Origin of the sequence: Cryobacterium arcticum (assembly GCF_001679725.1) — a bacterium.
GTDB lineage: Bacteria > Actinomycetota > Actinomycetes > Actinomycetales > Microbacteriaceae > Cryobacterium > Cryobacterium arcticum_A.
Genome location: NZ_CP016282.1, coordinates 3,990,794 through 4,011,844, shown reverse-complemented (window position 1 = coordinate 4,011,844; position 21,051 = coordinate 3,990,794). Strand labels below are relative to the sequence as shown.

Annotated in this window: 21 protein-coding genes; 8 read left to right on the top strand and 13 right to left on the bottom strand. The window is 69.2% G+C overall.

Annotated features, from left to right (window positions below; genetic code table 11):
* Positions 1-7: 7 nt before the first annotated feature.
* The 7 genes from PA27867_RS18430 to PA27867_RS18400 all read right to left on the bottom strand — a co-directional run bounded on the left by PA27867_RS18430 (position 8) and on the right by PA27867_RS18400 (position 6,894).
* Complete coding sequence (locus PA27867_RS18430; protein WP_066598508.1) at positions 8-553, bottom strand: nitroreductase family protein; 546 nt, start codon at positions 551-553, stop codon at positions 8-10.
* Positions 554-676: 123 nt separating this feature from the next.
* On the bottom strand, positions 677-1,852 hold the full coding sequence (locus PA27867_RS18425; RefSeq protein ID WP_066598507.1) for an alcohol dehydrogenase catalytic domain-containing protein: 1,176 nt from the start codon (positions 1,850-1,852) through the stop codon (positions 677-679).
* Between the two features lie 177 nt (positions 1,853-2,029).
* Entirely contained in the window at positions 2,030-3,313 is a 1,284-nt protein-coding gene (locus tag PA27867_RS18420) for a GNAT family N-acetyltransferase (RefSeq protein WP_066598506.1), read from the bottom strand.
* 59 nt (positions 3,314-3,372) lie between these two features.
* Positions 3,373-4,599 (bottom strand): ABC transporter permease, encoded by a 1,227-nt coding sequence (locus PA27867_RS18415; RefSeq protein WP_066598505.1) that lies wholly within the window; start codon positions 4,597-4,599, stop codon positions 3,373-3,375.
* The gene (locus PA27867_RS18410) at positions 4,596-5,285 is read right to left on the bottom strand and encodes an ABC transporter ATP-binding protein (RefSeq protein WP_066598504.1); all 690 of its coding nucleotides are present in this window, start codon (positions 5,283-5,285) and stop codon (positions 4,596-4,598) included. Before PA27867_RS18410 ends, PA27867_RS18415 begins: the two co-directional genes overlap by 4 nt.
* Positions 5,282-6,406, bottom strand: a complete 1,125-nt coding sequence (locus tag PA27867_RS18405) for a peptidoglycan-binding protein (RefSeq protein ID WP_066598503.1) — start codon at positions 6,404-6,406, stop codon at positions 5,282-5,284. Before PA27867_RS18405 ends, PA27867_RS18410 begins: the two co-directional genes overlap by 4 nt.
* On the bottom strand, positions 6,403-6,894 hold the full coding sequence (locus PA27867_RS18400) for a hypothetical protein (protein ID WP_066598502.1): 492 nt from the start codon (positions 6,892-6,894) through the stop codon (positions 6,403-6,405). The genes PA27867_RS18405 and PA27867_RS18400 overlap by 4 nt, the downstream gene beginning before the upstream one ends.
* Before the next feature lie 324 nt (positions 6,895-7,218).
* Between PA27867_RS18400 and PA27867_RS18395 the strand changes: the two genes are divergently transcribed.
* A complete protein-coding gene (locus tag PA27867_RS18395; protein WP_066598501.1) occupies positions 7,219-7,938 on the top strand; it encodes a hypothetical protein in 720 nt (239 codons plus the stop codon).
* Here the strand turns inward: PA27867_RS18395 and PA27867_RS18390 are convergent.
* Positions 7,893-8,765 (bottom strand): helix-turn-helix transcriptional regulator, encoded by an 873-nt coding sequence (locus PA27867_RS18390; RefSeq protein WP_066598500.1) that lies wholly within the window; start codon positions 8,763-8,765, stop codon positions 7,893-7,895. The genes PA27867_RS18395 and PA27867_RS18390 overlap by 46 nt on opposite strands.
* A gap of 158 nt (positions 8,766-8,923) precedes the next feature.
* Positions 8,924-9,847: a 5'-3' exonuclease gene (locus tag PA27867_RS18385; RefSeq protein WP_066598499.1), complete on the bottom strand. Its 924-nt coding sequence runs from the start codon at positions 9,845-9,847 to the stop codon at positions 8,924-8,926.
* 205 nt (positions 9,848-10,052) lie between these two features.
* Between PA27867_RS18385 and PA27867_RS18380 the strand changes: the two genes are divergently transcribed.
* A complete protein-coding gene (locus PA27867_RS18380; RefSeq protein ID WP_084021305.1) occupies positions 10,053-13,031 on the top strand; it encodes an esterase-like activity of phytase family protein in 2,979 nt (992 codons plus the stop codon).
* 114 nt (positions 13,032-13,145) lie between these two features.
* Here PA27867_RS18380 and arr read toward each other — a convergent pair whose 3' ends face one another.
* Complete coding sequence (gene arr, locus PA27867_RS18375; protein WP_066598497.1) at positions 13,146-13,574, bottom strand: NAD(+)--rifampin ADP-ribosyltransferase; 429 nt, start codon at positions 13,572-13,574, stop codon at positions 13,146-13,148.
* 98 nt (positions 13,575-13,672) lie between these two features.
* Between arr and PA27867_RS18370 the strand changes: the two genes are divergently transcribed.
* Together PA27867_RS18370 and PA27867_RS18365 are read left to right on the top strand one after the other, a co-directional pair.
* Complete coding sequence (locus tag PA27867_RS18370; protein WP_066598496.1) at positions 13,673-14,596, top strand: ABC transporter ATP-binding protein; 924 nt, start codon at positions 13,673-13,675, stop codon at positions 14,594-14,596.
* On the top strand, positions 14,596-15,837 hold the full coding sequence (locus PA27867_RS18365; protein ID WP_066598495.1) for an ABC transporter permease: 1,242 nt from the start codon (positions 14,596-14,598) through the stop codon (positions 15,835-15,837). Before PA27867_RS18370 ends, PA27867_RS18365 begins: the two co-directional genes overlap by 1 nt.
* Before the next feature lie 46 nt (positions 15,838-15,883).
* Here PA27867_RS18365 and PA27867_RS18360 read toward each other — a convergent pair whose 3' ends face one another.
* Positions 15,884-17,023 (bottom strand): pyridoxal phosphate-dependent aminotransferase, encoded by a 1,140-nt coding sequence (locus PA27867_RS18360; protein ID WP_066598494.1) that lies wholly within the window; start codon positions 17,021-17,023, stop codon positions 15,884-15,886.
* Between the two features lie 120 nt (positions 17,024-17,143).
* Here PA27867_RS18360 and PA27867_RS18355 point away from each other — a divergent pair, with 120 nt between their 5' ends.
* The 4 genes from PA27867_RS18355 to PA27867_RS18340 all read left to right on the top strand — a co-directional run bounded on the left by PA27867_RS18355 (position 17,144) and on the right by PA27867_RS18340 (position 19,805).
* On the top strand, positions 17,144-17,641 hold the full coding sequence (locus PA27867_RS18355) for a DUF6328 family protein (RefSeq protein ID WP_066598493.1): 498 nt from the start codon (positions 17,144-17,146) through the stop codon (positions 17,639-17,641).
* A 108-nt stretch (positions 17,642-17,749) separates the two neighbouring features.
* Positions 17,750-18,640: a hypothetical protein gene (locus tag PA27867_RS18350; RefSeq protein WP_066598492.1), complete on the top strand. Its 891-nt coding sequence runs from the start codon at positions 17,750-17,752 to the stop codon at positions 18,638-18,640.
* 126 nt (positions 18,641-18,766) lie between these two features.
* Complete coding sequence (locus PA27867_RS18345; RefSeq protein WP_066598491.1) at positions 18,767-19,141, top strand: thioredoxin family protein; 375 nt, start codon at positions 18,767-18,769, stop codon at positions 19,139-19,141.
* A gap of 16 nt (positions 19,142-19,157) precedes the next feature.
* Positions 19,158-19,805: a GPP34 family phosphoprotein gene (locus PA27867_RS18340; protein WP_066598490.1), complete on the top strand. Its 648-nt coding sequence runs from the start codon at positions 19,158-19,160 to the stop codon at positions 19,803-19,805.
* Positions 19,806-19,888: 83 nt separating this feature from the next.
* Here PA27867_RS18340 and PA27867_RS18335 read toward each other — a convergent pair whose 3' ends face one another.
* Together PA27867_RS18335 and PA27867_RS18330 are read right to left on the bottom strand one after the other, a co-directional pair.
* Positions 19,889-20,128 carry a hypothetical protein gene (locus PA27867_RS18335; protein WP_157109294.1) on the bottom strand — a complete coding sequence of 80 codons (240 nt, stop codon included), beginning with the start codon at positions 20,126-20,128 and terminating at the stop codon, positions 19,889-19,891.
* Between the two features lie 107 nt (positions 20,129-20,235).
* Positions 20,236-21,012 carry an SDR family oxidoreductase gene (locus tag PA27867_RS18330; protein WP_066598488.1) on the bottom strand — a complete coding sequence of 259 codons (777 nt, stop codon included), beginning with the start codon at positions 21,010-21,012 and terminating at the stop codon, positions 20,236-20,238.
* Positions 21,013-21,051 lie beyond the last annotated feature (39 nt).

Genomic DNA, 21,051 nt, shown 5'->3' with positions numbered 1-21,051 from the left:
GCTTAAGTCACAGTTCCTTGGAGGGGCGCTGGGGGACTGCGGTAGTCAGCAGCGTCTGGGTCGGGAGCCGGCCGGTCGGCAGGGCGCGGGTGCCCGTGACGGTGGCTCCGGGGTAGCCGAGGGAGATCGCGTGCCGGGGCAGCCATCCGCTATCGAGGTGCAGCAGCCGGGACGCCGCCGCCACATTGGGGTCGGGGTAGAGCGTGGCCAGGCAGCTCCCCAGGCCCAACGCCGTTGCCGCCAGGATGACGGTCTGGGTCACTTTGCCGAGGTCGAACTCGGTGTCTTGAAAGCCGTTGTCGGCCGAGAGGAGCACCAGTGCGCAGGGTGCCGACGCCAGGTGTTGGGCGTACGCGCCGCAGCGGCCGAGCTCCTCCAGCGTGGGGCGGTCGGAGACGGCCACAAATCGCCACGGCTGCCGGTTGCGGGCCGACCCCGTCCAGCGGGCCACTTCGACGATCTGCTCCACGAGCTCGGGCTCCACCGGGCGACTAGAAAACGAGCGCACCGAAGCCTGGGCGGTCAGGGAGCGGAGCAGCGCCAAGGAGTCCATGCTCCCAGCCTTCCATTACCTGCGCCCAGCGGATGCGCCGGACCGCCTCAACGTGCCGAGCCAACCAGAATGCCGAGCGGCCCCGGAAATCCGGGGCCGCTCGGCATGAGGGGAAACGCTCCGTTAGGGCTTCAGCACGACCTTGATGCAGCCGTCGTCCTTGGCGCTGAAGGTCTCGTACATCTCCGGCGCCCGGTCCAGCGGCACCTTGTGGGTGACGAGGTCCTCCACACCGAGCGGGTCGGTGGGGTCCTCGACCAGGGGGAGCAAGTCGTCGATCCAGCGCTGCACGTTGCACTGGCCCATCCGCAGCTGGATCTGCTTGTCGAACATGTTCATCAGGGGCATCGGGTCGGCCACCCCCGAGTACACGCCGCTCACCGAGACGGTTCCACCGCGACGCACGAGGTCGAGTGCCATGTGCAGGGCGGCGAGGCGGTCGACGCCCACCGTGGTGAAGACCTTCTTGGCCACCTTGTCGGGCAGCAGTCCCGCGGCGTACTGGGTGAACGCCGCGCCGGGGTTGCCGTGCGCTTCCATGCCCACGGCGTCGACCACGGAGTCGGGGCCGCGGCCATCGGTCGCGTCGCGCAGGGTGGTGACGAGGTCGTCGGCGAGGTCGAAGACCTCCACGCCGTAGCGCGCCGCCATTTCACGGCGCTCCGGTACCGGGTCGACACCGAGCACCCGGAAGCCCAGGTGACGGCCGATGCGGCTGGCGAACTGGCCGACCGGACCGAGGCCGATCACGGCGAGAGTACCGCCCGCCGGCACATCCGCGTACTGCACACCCTGCCAGGCGGTGGGCAGGATGTCGCTGAGGAAGAGGTAGCGCTCATCGGGCAGGTCGGCGCCCACCTTCACGGCGTTGAAGTCCGCGAACGGCACCCGCAGCTTCTCGGCCTGGCCGCCAGGAACGGAGCCGTAGAGCTCGCTGAATCCGTAGAGGCTCGCGCCGGTGCCGGAATCGCGGTTCTGGGTGGTCTCGCACTGGGAGGTGAGGCCCTGGTTGCACATGAAGCAGTCGCCGCACGCGATCACGAAGGGGATGACGACCCGGTCGCCCACGCTCAGCTTGCTGACATCGCCGCCCACCTGCTCCACGACACCCATAGTCTCGTGGCCGAGCACGTCATCCTGAGCCAGGAACGGACCCATCACGTTGAACAGGTGCAGGTCTGAGCCGCAGATGGCGGCGGAGGTGACGCGGATGACCACATCCGTGGGCTTCTGGATGACGGGATCGGCGACGGTCTTGACCTCGACCTTTTTAGTGTTCTGCCAGGTAAGTGCTTTCACGGGGTCCTCTTCTTGGTGCGTTCGGGCCGGATTGTCAGGCGTGCCCGGATGGGGCGAATCTGACCAGCCTTATGCAGCAGGAGAGGGATTTCAAGCAACCTGGAAGTATCTCCAGGCTTGCGGTGGAAGCGTGACGAATCCCGGATTTCTCCGTCTCACCAGCGCCGCAGCGTCGTTCTAGAAGTGCGTCAGGCAGTGCGCCGGGCGCTCGAGGGCGAAGAGCCTCGCGGCCAGGAACGCCGCGCCCTCGGTATGCTCCTGCACCCGGCCCGCCGCCGCCAGCGAGACCGGGTTCACCGCGCCCAGGTAGATCGACGAGAGGGCGGTGATGTCCAGTTCGAGGTCGGGTGCCGCGGCGGATGCGCTCACCTGTGCGGATCCATCGCGCACCTCGACCGAGAACGTGCCCGCGGTGAGCCCCAGGCCATCGGCGACCCGGAGCACCAGCGTGCCGTCGGCGGCGAAGGCGCGCGCTTCCAGCGCCTGGCGCACATCGAGGATACGCAACCAGAGCAGGTCCCGGGGGTTGGCCGCGGCGACGCAGCGCGAGTCGGTCAGGGCCCAGGTGAGCGGGTTGTCCACCGGCGCCTCGTTCCAGGTGACGCGCTCCACCAGGTCGATGGCCGCCAGATACTGCCAGAGCTCCAGGTAGGCGGCCGGGGTCGCCGCCACCAGGTCAACGATCTCCATGGTTGCCGGCGTCTTGTCCCAGCCGCCGAATCGGTAGGACACGTAGCCGTCGACTGTGCCATCAAGCGCATAGTGCAGCGCCGCCTTCACCTTGGCGTCGGGGCCGCCCTCGCGGCTCGACGCCCCGGCGGCCAGCTGACGGTAGAACTCCTGCCGACCGATGGATCCCGGCTGTTCGTTGTGCAGTCGGGCGAAGACCTGCGGGGCCAGCTCGAGGAGCACCTTGGGGTCGGCGACCTCCACGGTTCCCACCGGAGTGTGGTTGAGCTGGAACTTCGCGGAGGTGTCGACCGTGATGCTCTGCTCCGCGGTGGCCACGCCGAAGCCGAACCGACCGTAGATCGAGGCTTCCGACGCGGTAAGTGCGGCGATCGCGATGCCGTTGCCCTTGGCCAGGGTGAGGTCCTCGGTCATCATGCGGCGGAGCAGCCCGCGACGCCGGTGCGACGTGCGCACCGTCACGCCGGTGATCAGATGCGCATCCAGCAACCGGCCGAAGCCGATGTTGAGTGTGCTCGGCTGGGACCCGAACGTGGCCACCGGTACCTCGCTGCCCAGCGAATACGGGGCCGGCTGCCCGGTTTGGTAGGCCCCCGTATAGACGGCGCCGTCCACACGGCTCCTGGCGATGGACTCCTGAACGCGCTCGTCGGTGCTGCGCTCCTCATGGAAGCCGAACGACACCGCGCTATCCCAGGCTGTCGCTTCGGGGTATCCGGGCTCGCCGGGTGCTGCCGGCTCGAACCGACGGATCTCGTACTCTGCGTTCATCGGGGACATGCATCCGAGTGTACGGAACCCCGTCTCGTCAGGCCCAGGGGGAGGGTGGGTCAGCTGTTCAGAGCGGCCGTCGGCGGGGTTCGGGCAGCACGGATGGCCGGGTAGAGCCCCGCGACGGCACCGACCACGAGAGTGGATGCGGCACCGACGATCAGCACCAGCGGCGGCACGACCGGTGGCCAGCCGCTCGCCAGGGCGACACCCCAGGTCACGAGGTACCCGATTCCGGCGCCGGCGACCCCGCCCATCGCGGAAAGCACGAGGGCTTCGGTGAGGAACTGCAGCCTGATGTGACGGCGGGTGGCGCCGAGGGCACGCCGGAGGCCGATCTCACGTCGTCGTTCGATGACCGAGATGACCATGGTGTTGGCCACCCCGATGGCGCCCACGAGCAGCGCAATCGAGCCGATGCCGACCAGCATGCCGGTGAAGCTCTCGTCGACGGCGTTTATGGCGGCGAGGGCATCCGAGGGACGTGACACCGCCACGGCCGCCGGGGCGGCCGGTTGCACCGCAGGGCCGATGAGCGTGCGCACCTGCTCGACGGCGGAGTCATCCACTCGTTGGTAGAGCTTCGTGGGGTTGCCCGCAAACGCGTGCTCGACAGTGGCGACCGGTACGCCGATGAGGGCTGCGACATCCAGCTCGGGCGCGAGCGGAACGGGATCGAGGATGCCGACGACCATGGCGTTCTGCCCACCGAGCCAGACGAGAGTGCCGGGTTCGGTGACGCCGAGACGCATGGCCGCGGTGGCGCCCAGCACCGTGGTGGGGAACGCGGCGGTGGTGCGATTCAACCAGCCCCCGGCCCGCACGCTGCCGGCGACGGTGTCGAGAAGATTCAGTTCGGCGGCGGTGACCGTGAGCCCGCCGGTGCGGTCGGGATCGCTGTACGAGCTGCGGTACACGTGCACGTCCGGCAGATCGGCGATAGCGGAGGTGTCCTCGATGCCGGGCAGCCGGGCGAGGCGGTCGGTGGCATTCACTGGCAGCGGGATCGGGTCGCCCGACGACGGAGGGGCGACGGTGGCGGTCAAAAGGTTGGTGCCGAGGGCGGCGAGCCGGGCGTTCAGGCCCGCCTGGCTGGAGGCGGAGATGCCGAGAACGGCCACCATGGCGGCGACACCGATGGCGATCCCCAACGCCGAGAGGATGGCGCGCGCCGGCTTGGCGCGCAGCCCTGACGAGCCGAGGGCGAGCAGGTCGTCCGGGCGCAGCCGGGAGGGGGCGGTGGCCGGCGGTTGGTGGGTGGACCGGCGAAGGCGTGACGCGCTCATACGAGGGCTCCAGAACTGGAATCGGAAAGGACAACGCCATCGCGGATCGCTACCCGTCGAGGCAGGCGAGCCGCGAGAGCCACGTCATGGGTGATCACGACGATGCTGGTGCCCAGGGCGTGAAGGGAATGCAGGAGCTCAACGATGCTCTCGCCGGAACCGGAGTCGAGGTTGCCGGTGGGCTCGTCGGCCAGCAGGAGCGGCGGATCGCCGATCACCGCTCGGGCGATCGCCACGCGTTGCCGTTCACCGCCGGACAGCTGGTGCGGCAGATGCGTGAGCCGGTGGCTCAACCCCACCCGGTCGAGTGCAATGCGGGCGCGCTCCCGGCGTTCTGCGCGAGGGGTGCCCGTATAGAGGAGGCCATCGGCGACATTCTCCAGAGCGGTGACTCCGTCCCGCAGGTGGAACTGTTGGAAGACGAACCCGATGCGCCGCGAGCGCAGCGCGGAAAGCTCGGCGTCGGAGAGGGTGCCGGTGTCCAGGCCGCCGATACGGATGCTGCCCGCGGTGGGCCGGTCAAGGGTGCCGATGAGGTTGAGCAGCGTCGACTTGCCCGACCCGCTGGCCCCGACGATGGCGACGAACTCACCCTCATCAATGGTCAGGCTCACGCCCGCGAGGGCCGTGACGGGTGGGGAACCGTAGCTGCGAACCACATCCGTGAGCTGGATCAGCGCCGTCATCGCGCTGGCACCACGACGGACAGCCCGGCGACGATCTTCGCGCCGGAGATTTCCACCAGCCCCGATGCGAACGCGCCCACCGTGACGGGGATGAGCGTGCGTTCGGCTTCGGGATTCTTGCGGGGCAGCTCGACGGCGAACTGGGTGTCGCTGATCGGAACGAGGGCATCCACCGGAACCGTGAGCACATCGTCTGTCACCGCGCCGGCAAAGCTCACGGTGACACCGGACAGGGCCAGGTCGGCCACCGCGGGCTGATCGGCCACCGTGATGCGCACGGGCACGACGATGCTGCTGCCCGAGCCGTCGGCATCCGGCTTGTTCACCGGCGCGGCGACGGACTCGACGAGGCCGTCGGCGGTCACCCCGGTCGGCAGGGACACGGTGACGGTGCCCCCGACGACGGCCACCTGCCGGTCGGACGACTTGACGTTGACCTCGACGACCAGTTGCCGGCTGGTGGCCCGGTACAGCGAGGAACCGGCGTCCACCTGCGCGCCGACGCGGCTGTCGACGGCGTCGACCCGCAGATCCTGGTCCGAGATCAGGATCATGGACCGCTCCAGCGTGCCGGTGCGCTCCACGCCGAGGGACTTCTGCCAGGCGCGGATGGCGACGGTGGTGTCCCAGGTGAAACGGTTGTCCGGTTCGCCGCTGAAGACACCCAGGGTGCGGAGGTTCTGCTCCAACTGGCGCACGTCCTCCCCGTCGGACATATCCGAGGAGAAGTCGCGCCAAGCCGGCACGGTCCCGGAGAGCATGATGACCGGCCGGGTATCCACTCGGTAGACGACCGCACCGACGCTGAGAGTCGTACCCGGAGCGGGCAGTTCCGTGACCACCCCGGCCAGTCCGGACGTGATCGGCACAGTGCTTGCGTACTGCACGGTGCCGGCGACCTTCGTCTCGGATGCGACGCTACCGGTGGTGACCTCTGCCGTGGACACCGTGAGCGGTGGAGGAGCTGGTTCCTCCTGGCCGGGAGCCCAGACGGCGTATCCGGCGATAAGGGCCGCGAGGGTGACGCCGGCGCTTGCAATTCCCCAGCGGCGCCTGCCGCGGCGAGTCGTCACCGGCTCGTGCGGCACAGGAGTGCCCTCAGCATCGGACGAGTCGTTCACAGCGTCGGATCCGTGCAGGCTGCCGTGACCTCGGCGGAGGCATCTTCGGGCACGACGAAGGCCTGGCCGCTGACGGGCTCAGCAACATCGAACCCGACCTCACGGAAGCAGTCCGCCCACTTGAGGTACATGCTGAGGACTTCGGCGTCGCTCATCGTCGTTGCGGGGACGGGCGGATCGCCGATCTCGCGCATGCAGGTGGAGGCGGCCTCGTTGATCTCGGGGCTGCTCTCCTGGATTCCCTGACCGGGCTGCGGATCCTTGACGTCCAACCCCTTGTCGCGCAGGCACTGCGCGAGCTTGAGGTCGTAGGCGTCACGGGCGGCCTGGAACTCCGCATCGCTGACCGATGCGCCGTCCCCACCGGATGCGCTGGTGGGACCGCTGGTTTCGGCCGGCGCGGCGCATCCCGCGAGGGTAACCAGGATCGCTGCCGTGGCCGCGAGGCCGGCCAGAGAACGGGACAGAGGGGTGAGGAGCAGTTTCATGGGGTGTCCTTCTGTTGAGCAGTGCTGTTGGGAGGTGGCGTTGGGAAGTGGCGTTCACAACGCCGGTACACACCAGCCAACCGGTGCCGCTGTTGCGGCACCGTAGAGGGTTTTTGAGACGCTCCCGATATGTCTCCCGCAGTGTCTCGCGAGGGGGAGGGTAGCGGCTGAGGCGCCGGATGGGGGTAGTCGTGAGTCGGTCGACTAACAGCTGGCCGATCTTCTGGCGTGAGCGCCGCCGAGGTAGAAGAGTCATTCCCGTTCCCGGGAAGCGATGAACCAGTTCCGGGGAGCGACCGCACATCGAATTGGTTAGGACACGTCATGCACACCGACACGAACACGATGACACCGACGCATTCCCCGGCACGCTCGTCGACGCACACCCCGACGAAGGGCCGCCGCCGCCTCGCCGCCGCCGCGGGCATCGCCGGGCTGGTGCTGGCCGGCGCCCTGGTTCCCGCCACCGCGGCCTCGGCCGATGACCGATTCGGCCCCGACAACCTCAACCGCGTCTGCAACGGCGACGCCGGCATGTACACGAGCGGGATAACCGGCGACTGCACCTTCGAGGTGCAGAGCGAATCCGGAGAGCGCGTCGACTGGTTGCGCTACGGCGAACCGGTCAGCAACTGCAACGAGGGAACCACCACCGCGATCAGCTCACAGGTCGGCGATGTGCGTTCCTTCGCCGAGACGTGGAAGTCCGGCGGCGGTGTGAGCCTGGAGATCAAGGACGTGCTCACCATCGAGGGCGGCGCTGAGTACTCGCAGACCCGCACCACCACCAGCGAACGCCGCGATACGGTGACCGCCAATCCGGGCCGGAAGACCGCCGTCACGCTCGGGACCGGGTTCGCCGAGCAGACCGGACGCATCCGCGTGGATGTCGACACGTGGGACAACGGGGCGCGCTGGGGACCGCGCTGGACCGGCACCAAGGCGTACTACATCGATGACGTGCACCGCACGGTGCCCACCGGTTACACCGAGAAGGGTCAGGACGAGGTCGGCTGCGACAGCGACTTCCGGGTTCCCGCCTGATCTGACGCCGGCAGAGCCCGGGGTGCTCGGGGCGCGGATCGCGCTACGAGCACCCCTTTCACGAACGCCAGCGCCACCAGCGCCGTGCGGTTGGGCGTCTTCCAGGCCCGCATGATGCGGGACAGGTGCCAGCCCACGGCCTGGCGGCTGTAGCTGGTGGCCCGGGCGATGTGGTCGTTCGAGTGCCCGTAGGCGGCGAGGGTCAGCATCCGCGCTTCGGCGTCGCTGAGGTCGGGGTCGGCTGCTACCAGTTCGATCGAACCGCCGTCGAGAGCCGTGACGGATGCGCGCGGCGGGCCGGTGACGGATGCCGCCGGCACTGGAGTGGGTGTCGATGCCGGCGCCGGCTCGGGCACAAGGTGTCCCTTGGTCGCGCGAGCGTCGCTCCACGCCTCCACCCAGCAGCTGCCCAGTTCGTGGGCTACTCGGGTGGCCCTGGCCATGGCGAGCACGGTCTGGCGGGGATCGGCCGGCGCGGTCTCATGCATGAAGGCGGCGAACACGCGCAGCGCCGGCAACGCCCCGCGGAGGATCACCGACAACTGCACATCCGTGTCGCTGGCCGACCCCGCCGCCACCGCGCGCAGAGCGCGCAGGCACTCGGCCGGAAGCGGCTCACCGGACTCGACAGAGTGCAGCGCCGCGGGCAGCACCAGCGGCACGATTTCTGCATAACAGCGCTGCAGCCAGGCCTGCCCGTCGTCCCGAACGTCGCTGAACGACGGGTTCTGCAGCAACCGGGCGAAGTCGTCGACCCGATCGGGAAGGCCGAGACCGAGGTGTTCAGGCGCGGCAGCGAGGGCCGATGCGCTCGTTCTGGTGGTCATCGTGTGTCCTCCCGACGGCAGGAACCGCACATCTGCCGTGTAGAGAACCCTAGGCCACCGCCGTGAACGCTCGGCCGGAATTCCTTCTCGCCCAGGGCCTTCGACACCTCCGCGAACTGCGAGAGAAGTCCCGAGAATCCCGGAACTCCCGGCCCACGTCAGAGTTCGCGGGCGGCGAGGGCCTCTTGGGCTCGGGTGAGGGAGGAACCCAGGCCCCAGCGGGTGTCGAGGCGCTCGAGGTCGGCCAGCTGCTCGGGCGTTGCCGGGCGGATGCGGGCGTCGAACGCCGGCAGCTGCAGGTCGCGCACCACATTCACCACCTTCGGCGCCACGAGCAGGTAGTCGGCGGCAGCCACGATCTTCGCCCGCACGGACGCGCTGAGCTTCACGTCGGGATCGGCCGCGGCCGCGACGATGCCGTCGAGGTCGCCGAACTCGGCCAGTAGCGTCGCCGCGGTCTTCTCGCCCACCCCGGCCACACCGGGCAGCCCATCGGAGGCGTCGCCGCGCATGGCCGCGAAGTCCGCGTACTGCGCCGGGGTGACCCCGGTCTTGGCCGTCAACGACGCATCCGTGAGGATCTCCAGCCGGGCCATGCCACGGCCGGTGTAGATCACCCGCACGTCACGGCTGTCGTCGACGAGCTGGAACAGGTCGCGGTCTCCGGTGACCACATCCACCGGGATGTCGGAGTGCGAGGCCAGGGTACCGATCACGTCGTCGGCCTCGTGGTGCGCGGCGCCGACCACCGGGATGCCGAGAGCGGCGAGCACCTCACGGATGACCGGCACCTGCGGGCTGAGCAGGTCGGGCACGGTCTCGATCGCGGTGTCGGCATCCGTCGCCGGTTCGGCGGCCACCCGGTGGGTCTTGTAGGTGGGGATCAGATCGACCCGCCACTGCGGGCGCCAGTCGTCGTCCCAGCACGCCACGATCTCGGTGGGCCGGAATTCGGTGGTGAGCCGGGCGATCATGTCGAGCAACCCGCGCACGGCGTTCACGGGCTCGCCGCCCGGCGCGACAACGGTGTCGGGCACCCCGTGGAAGGCACGGAAATAGAGGGCGGCGGTGTCGAGCAGCATCCGGCGTGCGGGTTGAGTGGTCACGGCAGGAATCCTGCCACATCGAACAGTGCACCGGAATAGCCGCTGCGCAGACCCGTTTGCCTGTCGTACATCTTGCCGTCGCCTCGCGGACCCTTCCGGGTCACCCCGACGTTCCCGGCGACCAGCACGCTCGACGAGTACCTGTGAACTCGCACAGGTAACGCTCGCGACAAGGGAACCCATGACTTTTTCGAGACCAGCCCGCCGCATCACCTTCATCGCGGCGGCGGCTGTCATGGCCAGCTGCGTGGTCGTCGCCCCGGCGCTCGCCGCGGCCCCTGCGCCCACGACCTCGGCGTTCCACCGCACCGCCACCTACCCGGTCTACCTCAACGCGCCCGCCGGCGTCAGCCCGGCCGACACCACCGCCGCCGAGATCTCCGGCGTCACCGACGATGGCAAGACCGTCATCTACACGGATGCCCCGGGCAAGCGCATCGGCTTCCTCGACATCTCCGACGTGAACAAGCCCGTCGGCGCCGGCAGCATCTCCCTGGCCGACCTCGGCCACGCCGACGACCAGCCCACCTCCGTGGCCGTCTACGGCGACTACGTGCTCGTGGTCATCGACGAGAGCGGCGGCGACTTCGTCTCGCCCTCCGGCCGGCTCGACGTGATCCGCATCAGCGACCGCACCCTGGTCACCAGCCTCGACCTGGCCGGCCAGCCCGACTCGATCGCCATCAGCAAAGACCACGCCTACGCGGCCATCGCGATCGAGAACCAGCGCGACGAGTCGGCCACCCCCGCCGGCGGCAAGAAGGGCGACCTGCCCCAGCTGCCCGCCGGGTTCGTTCAGGTGATCGACCTCAACGCCGACCCCACCACCTGGGTGACCACCCCGGTGCCTTTCGTGGCCTCCGACGGCACGGCACTGCCCTCGTTCACGGCGGCCGGCCTCGACTCGCCCACCGACCCCGAGCCCGAGTACGTCACCATCAACAGCGCCAACCAGCTGGCCGTCACCCTGCAGGAGAACAACGGCATCGTGCTCGTCGACCTGCCCAGCCGGGCCATCACCAAGGTCTTCAGCGCCGGCACCGCCACGGTCACCGGGATCGACACCAAGAAGGACAAGGTGATCAACCTCACCGGCTCGATCACCAACGTTCCGCGCGAACCCGACTCCATCGCCTGGGTGGACGACACCCACCTGGCCACCGCCAACGAGGGCGACTGGAAGGGCGGCAGCCGAGGCTGGACCATCTTCGACGCCAGCACGGGCGCCGTGGCCTGGGATGCCGGCAACTCCTTCGAGCACCTCGCCGTGGCCGGCGGCCTGTACGCCGACAGCCGTGCCGACAAGAAGGGCAGCGAACCCGAGGGCCTGATGGTCTCCACCATCGACGGCACCCGCTACGGATTCGTCGCCTCCGAGCGCAGCAACTTCGTGGCCGTCTACGACCTCACCGACCCGGTGAACCCGGTCTACCAGCAGATGGTCTTCGCCACCAACGGGCCCGAGGGCCTGTTGGCCGTGCCCAGCCGCAACCTGCTCGTCGCCTCGAGCGAGACCGACGACGCGAGCGTCGGCGTGCGCGCATCCGTCGCCCTGTACGAGCTCGGCGACGGCGGCAGCACGGCGGGCCAGCCGAGCATCGTCTCCGACGACGTCGCGGGCCTGCCGATCGGCTGGGTCGCGCTCGGCGCGCTGAGCGCCAAGCCCGGCGACACCGAGCGAATCTACACGGCCAGCGATTCGGCCCTCTCGCCCAGCACCATCTTCACGGTCGACGTCACAAAAACCCCCGCGCGCATCGACTCCAGCCTGGTCGTCACCGAGAACGGCAAGCCGGCCGTCTTCGACATCGAGGGCCTGCACGCCCGCGAGCAGGGCGGCTTCTGGCTCGCCGCCGAGGGCGTCACCGGTGCCGGCAACCTGCTGTATCGCACGGATGCCGCCGGTGCCGTTCAGGAGACCGTGGCCCTGCCGGCCGACATCTCCGCGCACATCTCCAAGTGGGGCTACGAAGGCGTCACCGCGACGACGGATGCGGCCGGGCACGAAGAGCTCTACGTCGCGATCCAGCGCCCGCTGTGGACCGACCCCGCGGATCCCACCGCCACGGTGGACGGCAATGGTGTGACCCGCATCGGCCGGTACGACGTGACCGAGAAGACCTGGACCTGGTTCGGTTACCAGCTGGAGGCCGACGCCGGCGGAACCGACTGGATGGGCCTGTCCGAGATCGTGGCCGTGGACGAGAACACCCTCGCCGTGATCGAGCGGGACAAGCTCAACGGCCCCGCCGCCGCCGTCAAGCGCATCTACACCGTGGCCCTGCCGGCCACGGATCCCGCCCCCGGCGTGCTGCCGATCCTGCGCAAGAAGCTGGCCTACGACGTGCTGCCCGACCTCCAGGCCACCAACGGCTGGACCCAGGAGAAGCTCGAGGGCCTCACCATCGGCGCCGACAAGAACGTCTACGCGGTCACCGACAACGACGGCCTGAAGGACGCCACGGGCGAGACCGTGTTCCTCAAGCTGGGCACCGCGGCCGATGTCTTCGGTCTCGTGGCACCGACGCCGGACCCGACGCCGACCGGCACGCCGACAGCCCCGCCCACGACCGGGCCGACCGTTCCGCCGACTGCGGAGCCGACCGCTACGCCGACGACCGAGCCGACCGCGACCCCGACCGCCACGCCGACGACCCAGCCGACCGCGACCCCGACCCCGACCCCGACGGCAACTCCGACGGTGTCGCCGACCCCCACCCCGACCGGCACGGCCGTACCGTCCCCGGCCCCGACCAACACCGGCAGCGCACCGTCCGTCGTGCTGGGCGACGCCGACCTGCGGGTCACCGCGGGCAGTGCCGTCGGCATCTCCGGGCGCGGCTTCGCGGCCAATACCGCACTCACGGTGGCGCTGTACTCCACCCCGGTGCGGCTCGCCACGATCACGAGCGCTGCGGATGGCTCCTACGCCACCCAGGTCACCATCCCGGCGAGCACGGAAGCCGGCGCGCACCGCATCGTCGTGACCGCCGCCAACGGTGACAGCGCCGAGATCGCCTTCACGGTGGTCGCGGCGGGCTCAGGGTCCACCCTGGCCAGCACCGGCGTCGGATTCGTCACCCCGATGCTGGGCGGCGCCCTGGCGCTGCTGGCCGCGGGAGCCGGCGCCCTGTTCCTGCGTCGCCGCCAGCAGGCCTAACGCCGCACGCTGCGCCGCACGCTATAGCGCTCACCGCGGATGAGCTGCCCGAATACACCGGGCAGCTCGTCCGCGAAGGAGCGCGGGAGCACCTTGGCCGTTACGGTCGGGGAGTCAGTCGTAGATGACCGCGCCGCCGTTGCGCTCGAGCGCGGCGAGGCCGTCCCGCATCGCCTGCAGCTGAGCAGGTGTGTGCCCCACCCAGTCCGTGAGCTCGCCGATCACCTTCACGGGCTCGCGGGTGCGGTACGACCGGGTCGGGTTGCCGGGAAACTTCTTGTCGGTCACATTGGGGTCGTCTTCGACGGCGCCGAGCGGTTCGACGATATAGATGTGGCCGCGGCCCTCGCCGGCGGCCAGTTCGGCGCCCCAGGTCGCCGCATCCAGGGTCCCGGTCACGTAGACGTGGTTTGCGGTTCGCCCCACGCCGAAGTTCGACTGCCGGCCGGGCAGCAACAGGTCACCCACCGCCAGCTGTGCCTTGGTGCCGTGGAACAGCGCACCGGACTCGTGCACCTCGAACGGTATCGGTTCACCACTCATGATTCCCCTTCCTGGTTGACGTGCGGAAGTCTAAACCGCACCAGCGTCGGCTCGCACGCTCGTGTCGGCCGCAACCACCACAGCGTTAGGGTGTGGGCATGACGCTTCAAGAAGAGCCTCTTGTTCACATCGAGCATTTTCGGATGGACTTCGCCAGCACCACTGTCATCGAGGACCTCTCCTTCGATGTGCGACGCGGCGAGACGTTCGGGTTTCTCGGCTCCAACGGGTCGGGAAAGACGACCACCCTGCGAGCCCTGCTCGGAATCTATCTCCCCAGTGCGGGGGTGCTGCACATCGACGGCCGCCCGTTCACCCCGGAGGCCGGCAGCCGGCTGGGCTATCTCCCCGAGGAACGCGGACTCTATAAGAAGGAGTCCGTCATCGCTGTCATGTCGTACTTCGGCGCCCTCAAAGGTCTGAGCAAGAAGGCGGCGACCGCCTGGTCGATGGACTACCTCGAACGGGTCGGTCTGGCCGACAAGGCCAAGACCCGGGTCGACAAGCTCTCGGGCGGGCAGCAGCAGAAGGTGCAGCTGGGCGTCACGATCATGAACGACCCTGAACTGCTCATCCTCGACGAACCCACCAAGGGGTTCGACCCGGTCAACCGGCGGCTGCTCATGGACATCATCGAGGAACAGAAACGCAATGGCGCCACCGTGCTCATGGTCACGCACCAGATGGAGGAGGTGGAGCGTCTCTGCGACCGCGTGATCCTGCTCAAGAACGGACGCGCGGAGGCCTACGGCACCATCCCCGAGGTGCAGAACCAGTACGGCGGAACCATGATCCGCATGAGCTACTCCGGTGACATCCCGCCCTCGACGCACTACGAGGTCAGCACCCGGGACCGCAACTATGCCGAACTCACCCTCACCGACAGCACCGACGAAGCCCTCATCCTGCGCGACCTGGTCGACGCCGGAGTGCTGGTGCGCAGCTTCGCCACCAGCAAGCTCTCACTGGACGAGATCTTCGTGAGCGTCTACGGCGAACAGAACGAAATGGCGGCACGCTGATGGCACGGCACAACCTGCGCACGGTCATCGGATTCGAGGTCGGCCGCACGCTCAGCAAGCGGCGGTTCTGGATCACCACCCTGCTGGTGCCGGTCGGCATCGCCATTGTGATGACCCTCATGATCATCGGCAACACCTCGGCCGAGAGCACGAGGGATGCCCAAGCCGACGCCGCGATCACGTTCACCTACAGCGATGCATCCGGCTATGTCGACCCGGCCGTGGCGTCGAAGATGGGCGGCACGGCCGTGACGGATGACGCCGCCGCGATCGCCGCCGTGAAGGCGGGCACCGAAGACGCCCACTTCGTGTACCCGGCCGACCCGAGCACCGCCGCCGTGCAGGTGTCCGGCGTCGACAAGGGACTCTTCGGCAACGGCGCCTACGACGCCGTGGCCAAACAGCTGCTCGTCCTGAGCGCGCAGAACGAGATCGGGGATCCGGCGTTGGCCGAACTGGCCCGGGGCAACGTCTCGGTGGACGCCACCACCTACAACGACGGGGAGAAGGCCGCCGGCTTCATGGGCGTGATCCCGCCGCTGATCTACGTCGTGGTCTTCTTCCTCGTGTTCACCCTGCTCTCGAACCAGATGCTCACGAGCACCCTGGAGGAGAAGGAGAACCGGGTCACCGAGATGATCCTCACCACCCTCAACCCCACCACGCTGATCACGGGCAAGATCATCTCGCTGTTCATCGTGGGGTTCACCCAGGTGCTCGTGTTCCTGGCCCCCGTCGCCATCGCCTACGCCTTCTTCCGCGACTCGCTCAACATCCCGGAGCTTGACTTCTCGGCGCTGACCTTCGACCCGGCGCAGATGATCGTGGGAGCGTTGCTGGCCATCGGCGGGTTCGCCCTGTTCACCGGCACGCTGGTGGCCATCGGGGCGATCATGCCCACGGCCAAAGACGCCGGCAGCCTGTCGGCCGTGCTGATCCTCCTGCTGATCATGCCGTTGTACGCGGTCTCCTCGATCGTCTCGAGCCCGCACAGCTTCGTGGTGCAGATCTTCACCTACTTCCCGTATTCGGCGCCGCTCACCGCGATGCTGCGGAACGCATTCGGCACCCTCAACGGGTGGGAGGCGGCCGTCATCATCGTCGAGTTGTTCCTGCTCGCCGCAGTCGTGCTCCAGCTGGCCGTGCGGCTCTTCCGGTACGGGTCGATTCAGTACACCAGCCGGGTGTCGCTGAAGACTGTGTTCGCCCGCACCCGCGCCGACGTGGCACCGACCGTCTGATCGCCAACGTAGTGGGGCGGGCTGCGCGGATGCCCCGCTCCGCTGCTTAGACGGCGGGCAACCGGGACAGCGCGGTGAGCAGCGGCTTCCGCTGGCCGGCGGCGCAGATCCGGATCCAGCCCTCTCCGCCGGCGCCGAAAGCCGAACCGGGCGCCACGGCCACCCGTTGGCTGAGCAGGAACTCCTCGGCCCACTGGGCGACGTTTCCATTGGAGCAGTACGAGACGTTGACCCAGAGGTAGAACGCCCCGTCCGGACGGTAGTACTCGATGCCGCGGGCATCCAGGGCCGCCCCGGCTGCCGCGAGGTTTTTACGGTAGTGCTCCCGCGCATCCGCTATCGCCGACTGGTCGCCCTCGATCGCGGCCAGGGCGGCGAGCTGTGCCGGGGTGTTCACACAGCTCACGATCGCCTCCTGCGCGGCGCGGAAGGTGCCCGCCACGCCGGGCGGGGTCACCAGGTAGCCGATCCGGCCGCCGGTGAGGCCGTACGTCTTGGAGAGCGAGTAGACGCTGAACACCCGGTCGTTCGGGTCCAGGCTCGCCACGCTCGTGTAGCCGCCATGGAAGGTGAAGTACTCGTAGACCTCGTCGCTGATCACCCAGAGGTCGTGCCGGGCGGCGAAGTCGAGCAGTTCCCGCAGCACCTCCGGCTCGAAGACCACGCCGAGCGGGTTGGACGGGCTGTTGATCAGCAGCACGCGGGTGCGCGGGCCCACCCGCTGCTCGAGGTCGTCGATGCGGGGCCGGAAGGCGTGCTCGGCAGTGAGCCGGTAGGGCACGGGAACGGCGCCGACGAGCCGGGACGCCATGGCGAAGGTGGCGTAACCCGGGTCGGGAATGAGGATCTCGTCGCCGGCGTCGAGGGTGAGGAGCATCGCCATGTGCAGGGCCTGCGAGCCGCCGGCCGTGATGTGCACCTGATCTTCGTCGACCGCGTACCCGTTGAATTCGCCGAGCTTGCTCACGATGGCGGACCGCAACAGCAGCAGGCCACTGTTCGGGGTGTAGTTGGTGGCGTCGTTCTGCCACGCTCGGGCGCCCGCGTCGAGAATGTGCGGCGCCACGCGTTCCTCGGGTTCGCCCACACTGAGCTGGATCACGTCGGGCAGGTCGGCGGCGAGCTCGAAGATGCGGCGGATGCCCGACCCGGGAACCGACCGCGCCGTGGACGAAAGTTGGGGCATGACAACTCCAAACTCTGGCCGGGGCCGTGGGTGCGGGCCCTGGGTATGGTGGATTCGACCGGGTGGGGTCACGTATATTCTCCCAAACCCGCCAAGCCCCGGCTCCGGAAAGGCTCACCGATGACCGATTCCCCGCTTCCGGACGAGCCCGACGCGGACCACGACGGCCGCGACGAAACGCTCACCGAACGGTTGGACCGCAACTGGAACGAGTTGCTGCAGGAACTGCGCGTCATCCAGACCGGCACCCAGATCCTCACGGGCTTCCTGCTGGCCGCGGTGTTCCAGTCCCGGTTCGACGAGCTCGACGACTTCCAGCGCGATACCTACCTCGTGCTCGTGGTCACCTCCATCCTCACCACCCTGGTGGGGCTGGCGCCCGTGAGCCTGCACCGGGTGCTGTTCCGCCGGCAGGCCAAGGGCACGATCGTGCGGTACACCAACCGCTTCGTGGAGGTCACGCTGGCCGGGGTCGCCATCACGGTCGCCGGCATCGGGCTGTTGATCTTCGACCTGGTGCTCGGCCGGGCCTGGGGCATCGCCTTCGCCGGGTTCATCTTCATGGTGGTGCTGGTGATCTGGATCGTCGTGCCACGCCTCATCCGTCGCGGCATTTAGCGCACCGTTGGTCCCCGGACGCGCCGCACACCGAATCCAAGGCCGGTTGGGGGAAATCCCTCAGGTGGAGCCGGGAAACTGGGGACTCGTCAACTTGAGGGGCTTTCCATGAGCAATTTCCAGCGCATTCTGAACATGGCATCGAAAGCACTCGGCACGTCCGGCCAGTCGACCGCGAACGGCAACGGCAACGCCGACTGGCGGGACGTGGTGCGCGCCGCCGCCGACAAGGTCACCGGGGACACCCGGCCCGACGGTGCGGCGAGCGGTTCCAGTGCGCCGGCGGGCTCCGCTGTGCGACCGGGTACCGGTGCGCCGGCGGCCTCAGCCGCGCGCCCGGCAGCCGGCCGTCCGGCATCCGCGCCCCAGCCGGCCGCGCAGCGTCCGGCCAACCCGGAGGATGCCGCGGCCGTCGCCCGGTACGAGTACCTGCTCAAGACGGCGCAGCCGGAACAGCTCGAGCAGGTGCACCGCGACGCCTTCGCCCGCCTCACACCCGCGCAACGCGAACAGGTGAACGCGCAGCTCACGGCCGAGCTGCCGGCGACGGAACGGCCCGCCTCGGCCGAACCCGCCGACCTCGCCCGCGCCGCCGCCCGCGGTGAGGCCCACAACCCCGGATTCCTGCGCTCGCTGTTCTCGAAGCCGGCCGGTCGCGGCGGAGCCGGTGCGCTCGCCGGGGCGGGCCTCGGCGCTGTCGCCGGCGCCGGAGTGGGCGCCGCCGGTGGACTCCTCGCGGCCGTGGCCGGTGGCGCCGTGCTCAGCAGCGTGGCCGCACCCATCCTGGAGCAGGCCGCCGGACTGGGCGTGGACTTCGAGAACCTGACCGGTGGCCTCGGCGACGTCACCGCGGGCGCCGAAGAGTACGTCGGCGGCCTCGGCGAGCAGGTGACCGACCTCGGCTCCAATCTCGATACCTCGGGTTTGTCAGACGCCGTGTCGAACTTCGAGATTCCGGGACTCTCCGACCTCGGCCGGCTGTTCGGCCGCGAAAGCTAGGCCCAGGCCGGCCCACAGGGCCCCGCGCCAAGCTGAGGAGTGACCGAGAGGCGGAATAGCCGCGGGGCGGAGGCGTTGCATCCAGTACCGCGGTGATGCCGAATTCGCTGTGGCAGGAAGCCCGCAATGCACACAGCTCCACGCCCGCTCACCGCGGACCCAGCCGTGCACTTCGAGCTGTTCTCCACCTCGTTCTGCGGCGCCTGCCGCACCACCCGGATGGCCCTGGACCGGGTCCTCCAACTCGTCCCGGGATCGACCCTGGCCGAATTCGATGTGGCCGGCGACTCGCAACGCGCAGAGTCGCTGAACATCGAGCACACCCCGACGACCATCATCCGTGCCGCCGACGGCCGCGAAGTGTTCCGTGCCGCCGGGGTGCCCTCGCTACCCCAACTTCTGGTGGCCACGGCCCGCGCCCGCGAAGCGACGCAGCCCGGCCCGGCCGCCGAACCATCCCCGACTTCCCTGATCGACGGCGCTCAGACCACCACACGATGATCAGAGGAGCCCACCCGTGCCCAACTGCGACCTGAATACCCGTGCCGATGTCACGACCACAACATTGAGCTTGCCCGAAGAACTGCAGCTGGCGCTGCCGCCCCTCACCGGACACCTCCGCTTCGGAGCGATGGACCTCGCCGTCGCCGCGATCATCGACCTCGCCCTGCGCGGCCGGCTCGTGGCCAAGAAGTCCCGCTTCGGCCAGCCCTCGAGCGCCGCCCTCACCGTGGTGGATGGGTCACCGACGGGCAACCTGCCGCTCGACGCGGCGTTGGAGGCGTTTGTGGCCCGCGGGAAGCCGTGGAAGGTGTACTTCGCCGTGACCGACCTGTGGGCATCCGTCTCTGAGGCGACCACCGCCAGCCTGGTCGACCGGGGTGTCTTCGTCGTCCACGGCACCCCGCGTGGCCGCGACGGCCACCTCGAGCCCGTCGACGTGTACCTGCGGGAAGAAGCCGTAGCCCGCCTGGAGCGGGAACCGTCGCCGGATGACCCGCGCGCGGCCATGCTGCTCGACATCCGCCGGCACTCGGCCTGGGGCTGGAGCCCGAAAGGCGGGCTGCGCAGGCCTCCGGTGCTCGGCGACTACCCGGAGAACGTCGCCATCACCGCCCGGGGCGCCCTGAGCGCGCTGTACATCGCCACCGGCTCCGCCGTCTAAGGAAGCCCGCCCGTGCGCCGTGAGGCGGGCAAGGCAATGCCGCGGTAACGCGGAGCAGGCAGCTCAGCCCACTGCTGCTGTCGCTACTGCTCGGAGAACTTGTTGGGCTTGAGCCCGGCGATGCGGTGCGCGTGCTCGCGGAGGACCTCGTCGGTCATCTCGTGGCCGCCATCGGCGAGACGTTCCCGCAGCGCATCCAGAACCTCGGCCTCATCGTGGCCGGCCAGGTCGGCCTCGTGCTGCACCAGGATGCCCGCCACCATGTCGTCACCGGTGAAGCTGTGCTGGTCCTGAATCGGTTCGTCCTGGGTGTCGCCGCTCATGCTGTCCTCCATTGGAACTCGTCTGCCTATTCTGCCCCACGACGGGGGTCATCGTCGCCACAAGGGGCAGGACGGCCGTCAGCGGACCGGATGCGCCGCCGCGCCGCTCACCAGACCGTGTCGGAGCGGGTCAGCGCGTCGTAGCCTCCGTCGATGAAGACGATCTGGCCGGTCACATGGGAGTTGCCCTCGCCGAGCAGCCAGCAGAGGAGATCGGCGACCTTCTCCGGCTCCACCGGCCCGTTCAGCGGCATCGGCACCATCTCCAGCAGGGCGGCGACGGACTCCGGCGTGGCCATCAGGTCGCGGGTCATCGGCGTGATCACCACGCCGGGGCCGACCCCGTTCAGCGCGATGCCCGCGCCGGCCCAGTCCGCCGACGCGGCGGTGCGCCGCAGCCATCGGGACAGGGCCTGCTTAGAGGACGCGTAGATCTGGTGGGCATCCGCGCCGGCAGCCAGCACCTCGGCCAGCGCCAGGGCGCCGGCTTCGTCGCCGGCCAGCATCAGCTCCACCAGGGCGGTATCGGCCGGCTGCAGTGAGGAGATCGAAGAGACGGCAACGGCCCGTGGCGCCGGGGACGTGGCCAGCAACGGCCGGGCGCCGACGAGGGTGCCGATGGCGCCGAAGTAGTTCACCGCCACGGTTGCCGCAATGGGAGCGGCCAGGCCGGCGATCGCCGCGACACCGTCGAGGCTGCCGCCGCTCAGCTCGCCGGCCCGAGCGATGAGTTCCTCCCGCCCTGCGGCGGTGGACAGGTCCACCTGGATGTCGGCGTCGTGGAGGTCGGCGCCGATGACGCGGTCGCCCTGGCTGCGGAGGCGTTCGGCGGTGGCCTGGCCGATGCCGGAAGCGGCGCCGGTGACGAGATACGTGCGGGACATGTGGGCTCCTTGGCTCCCCCGCTCAGGATGCTCGCCGGG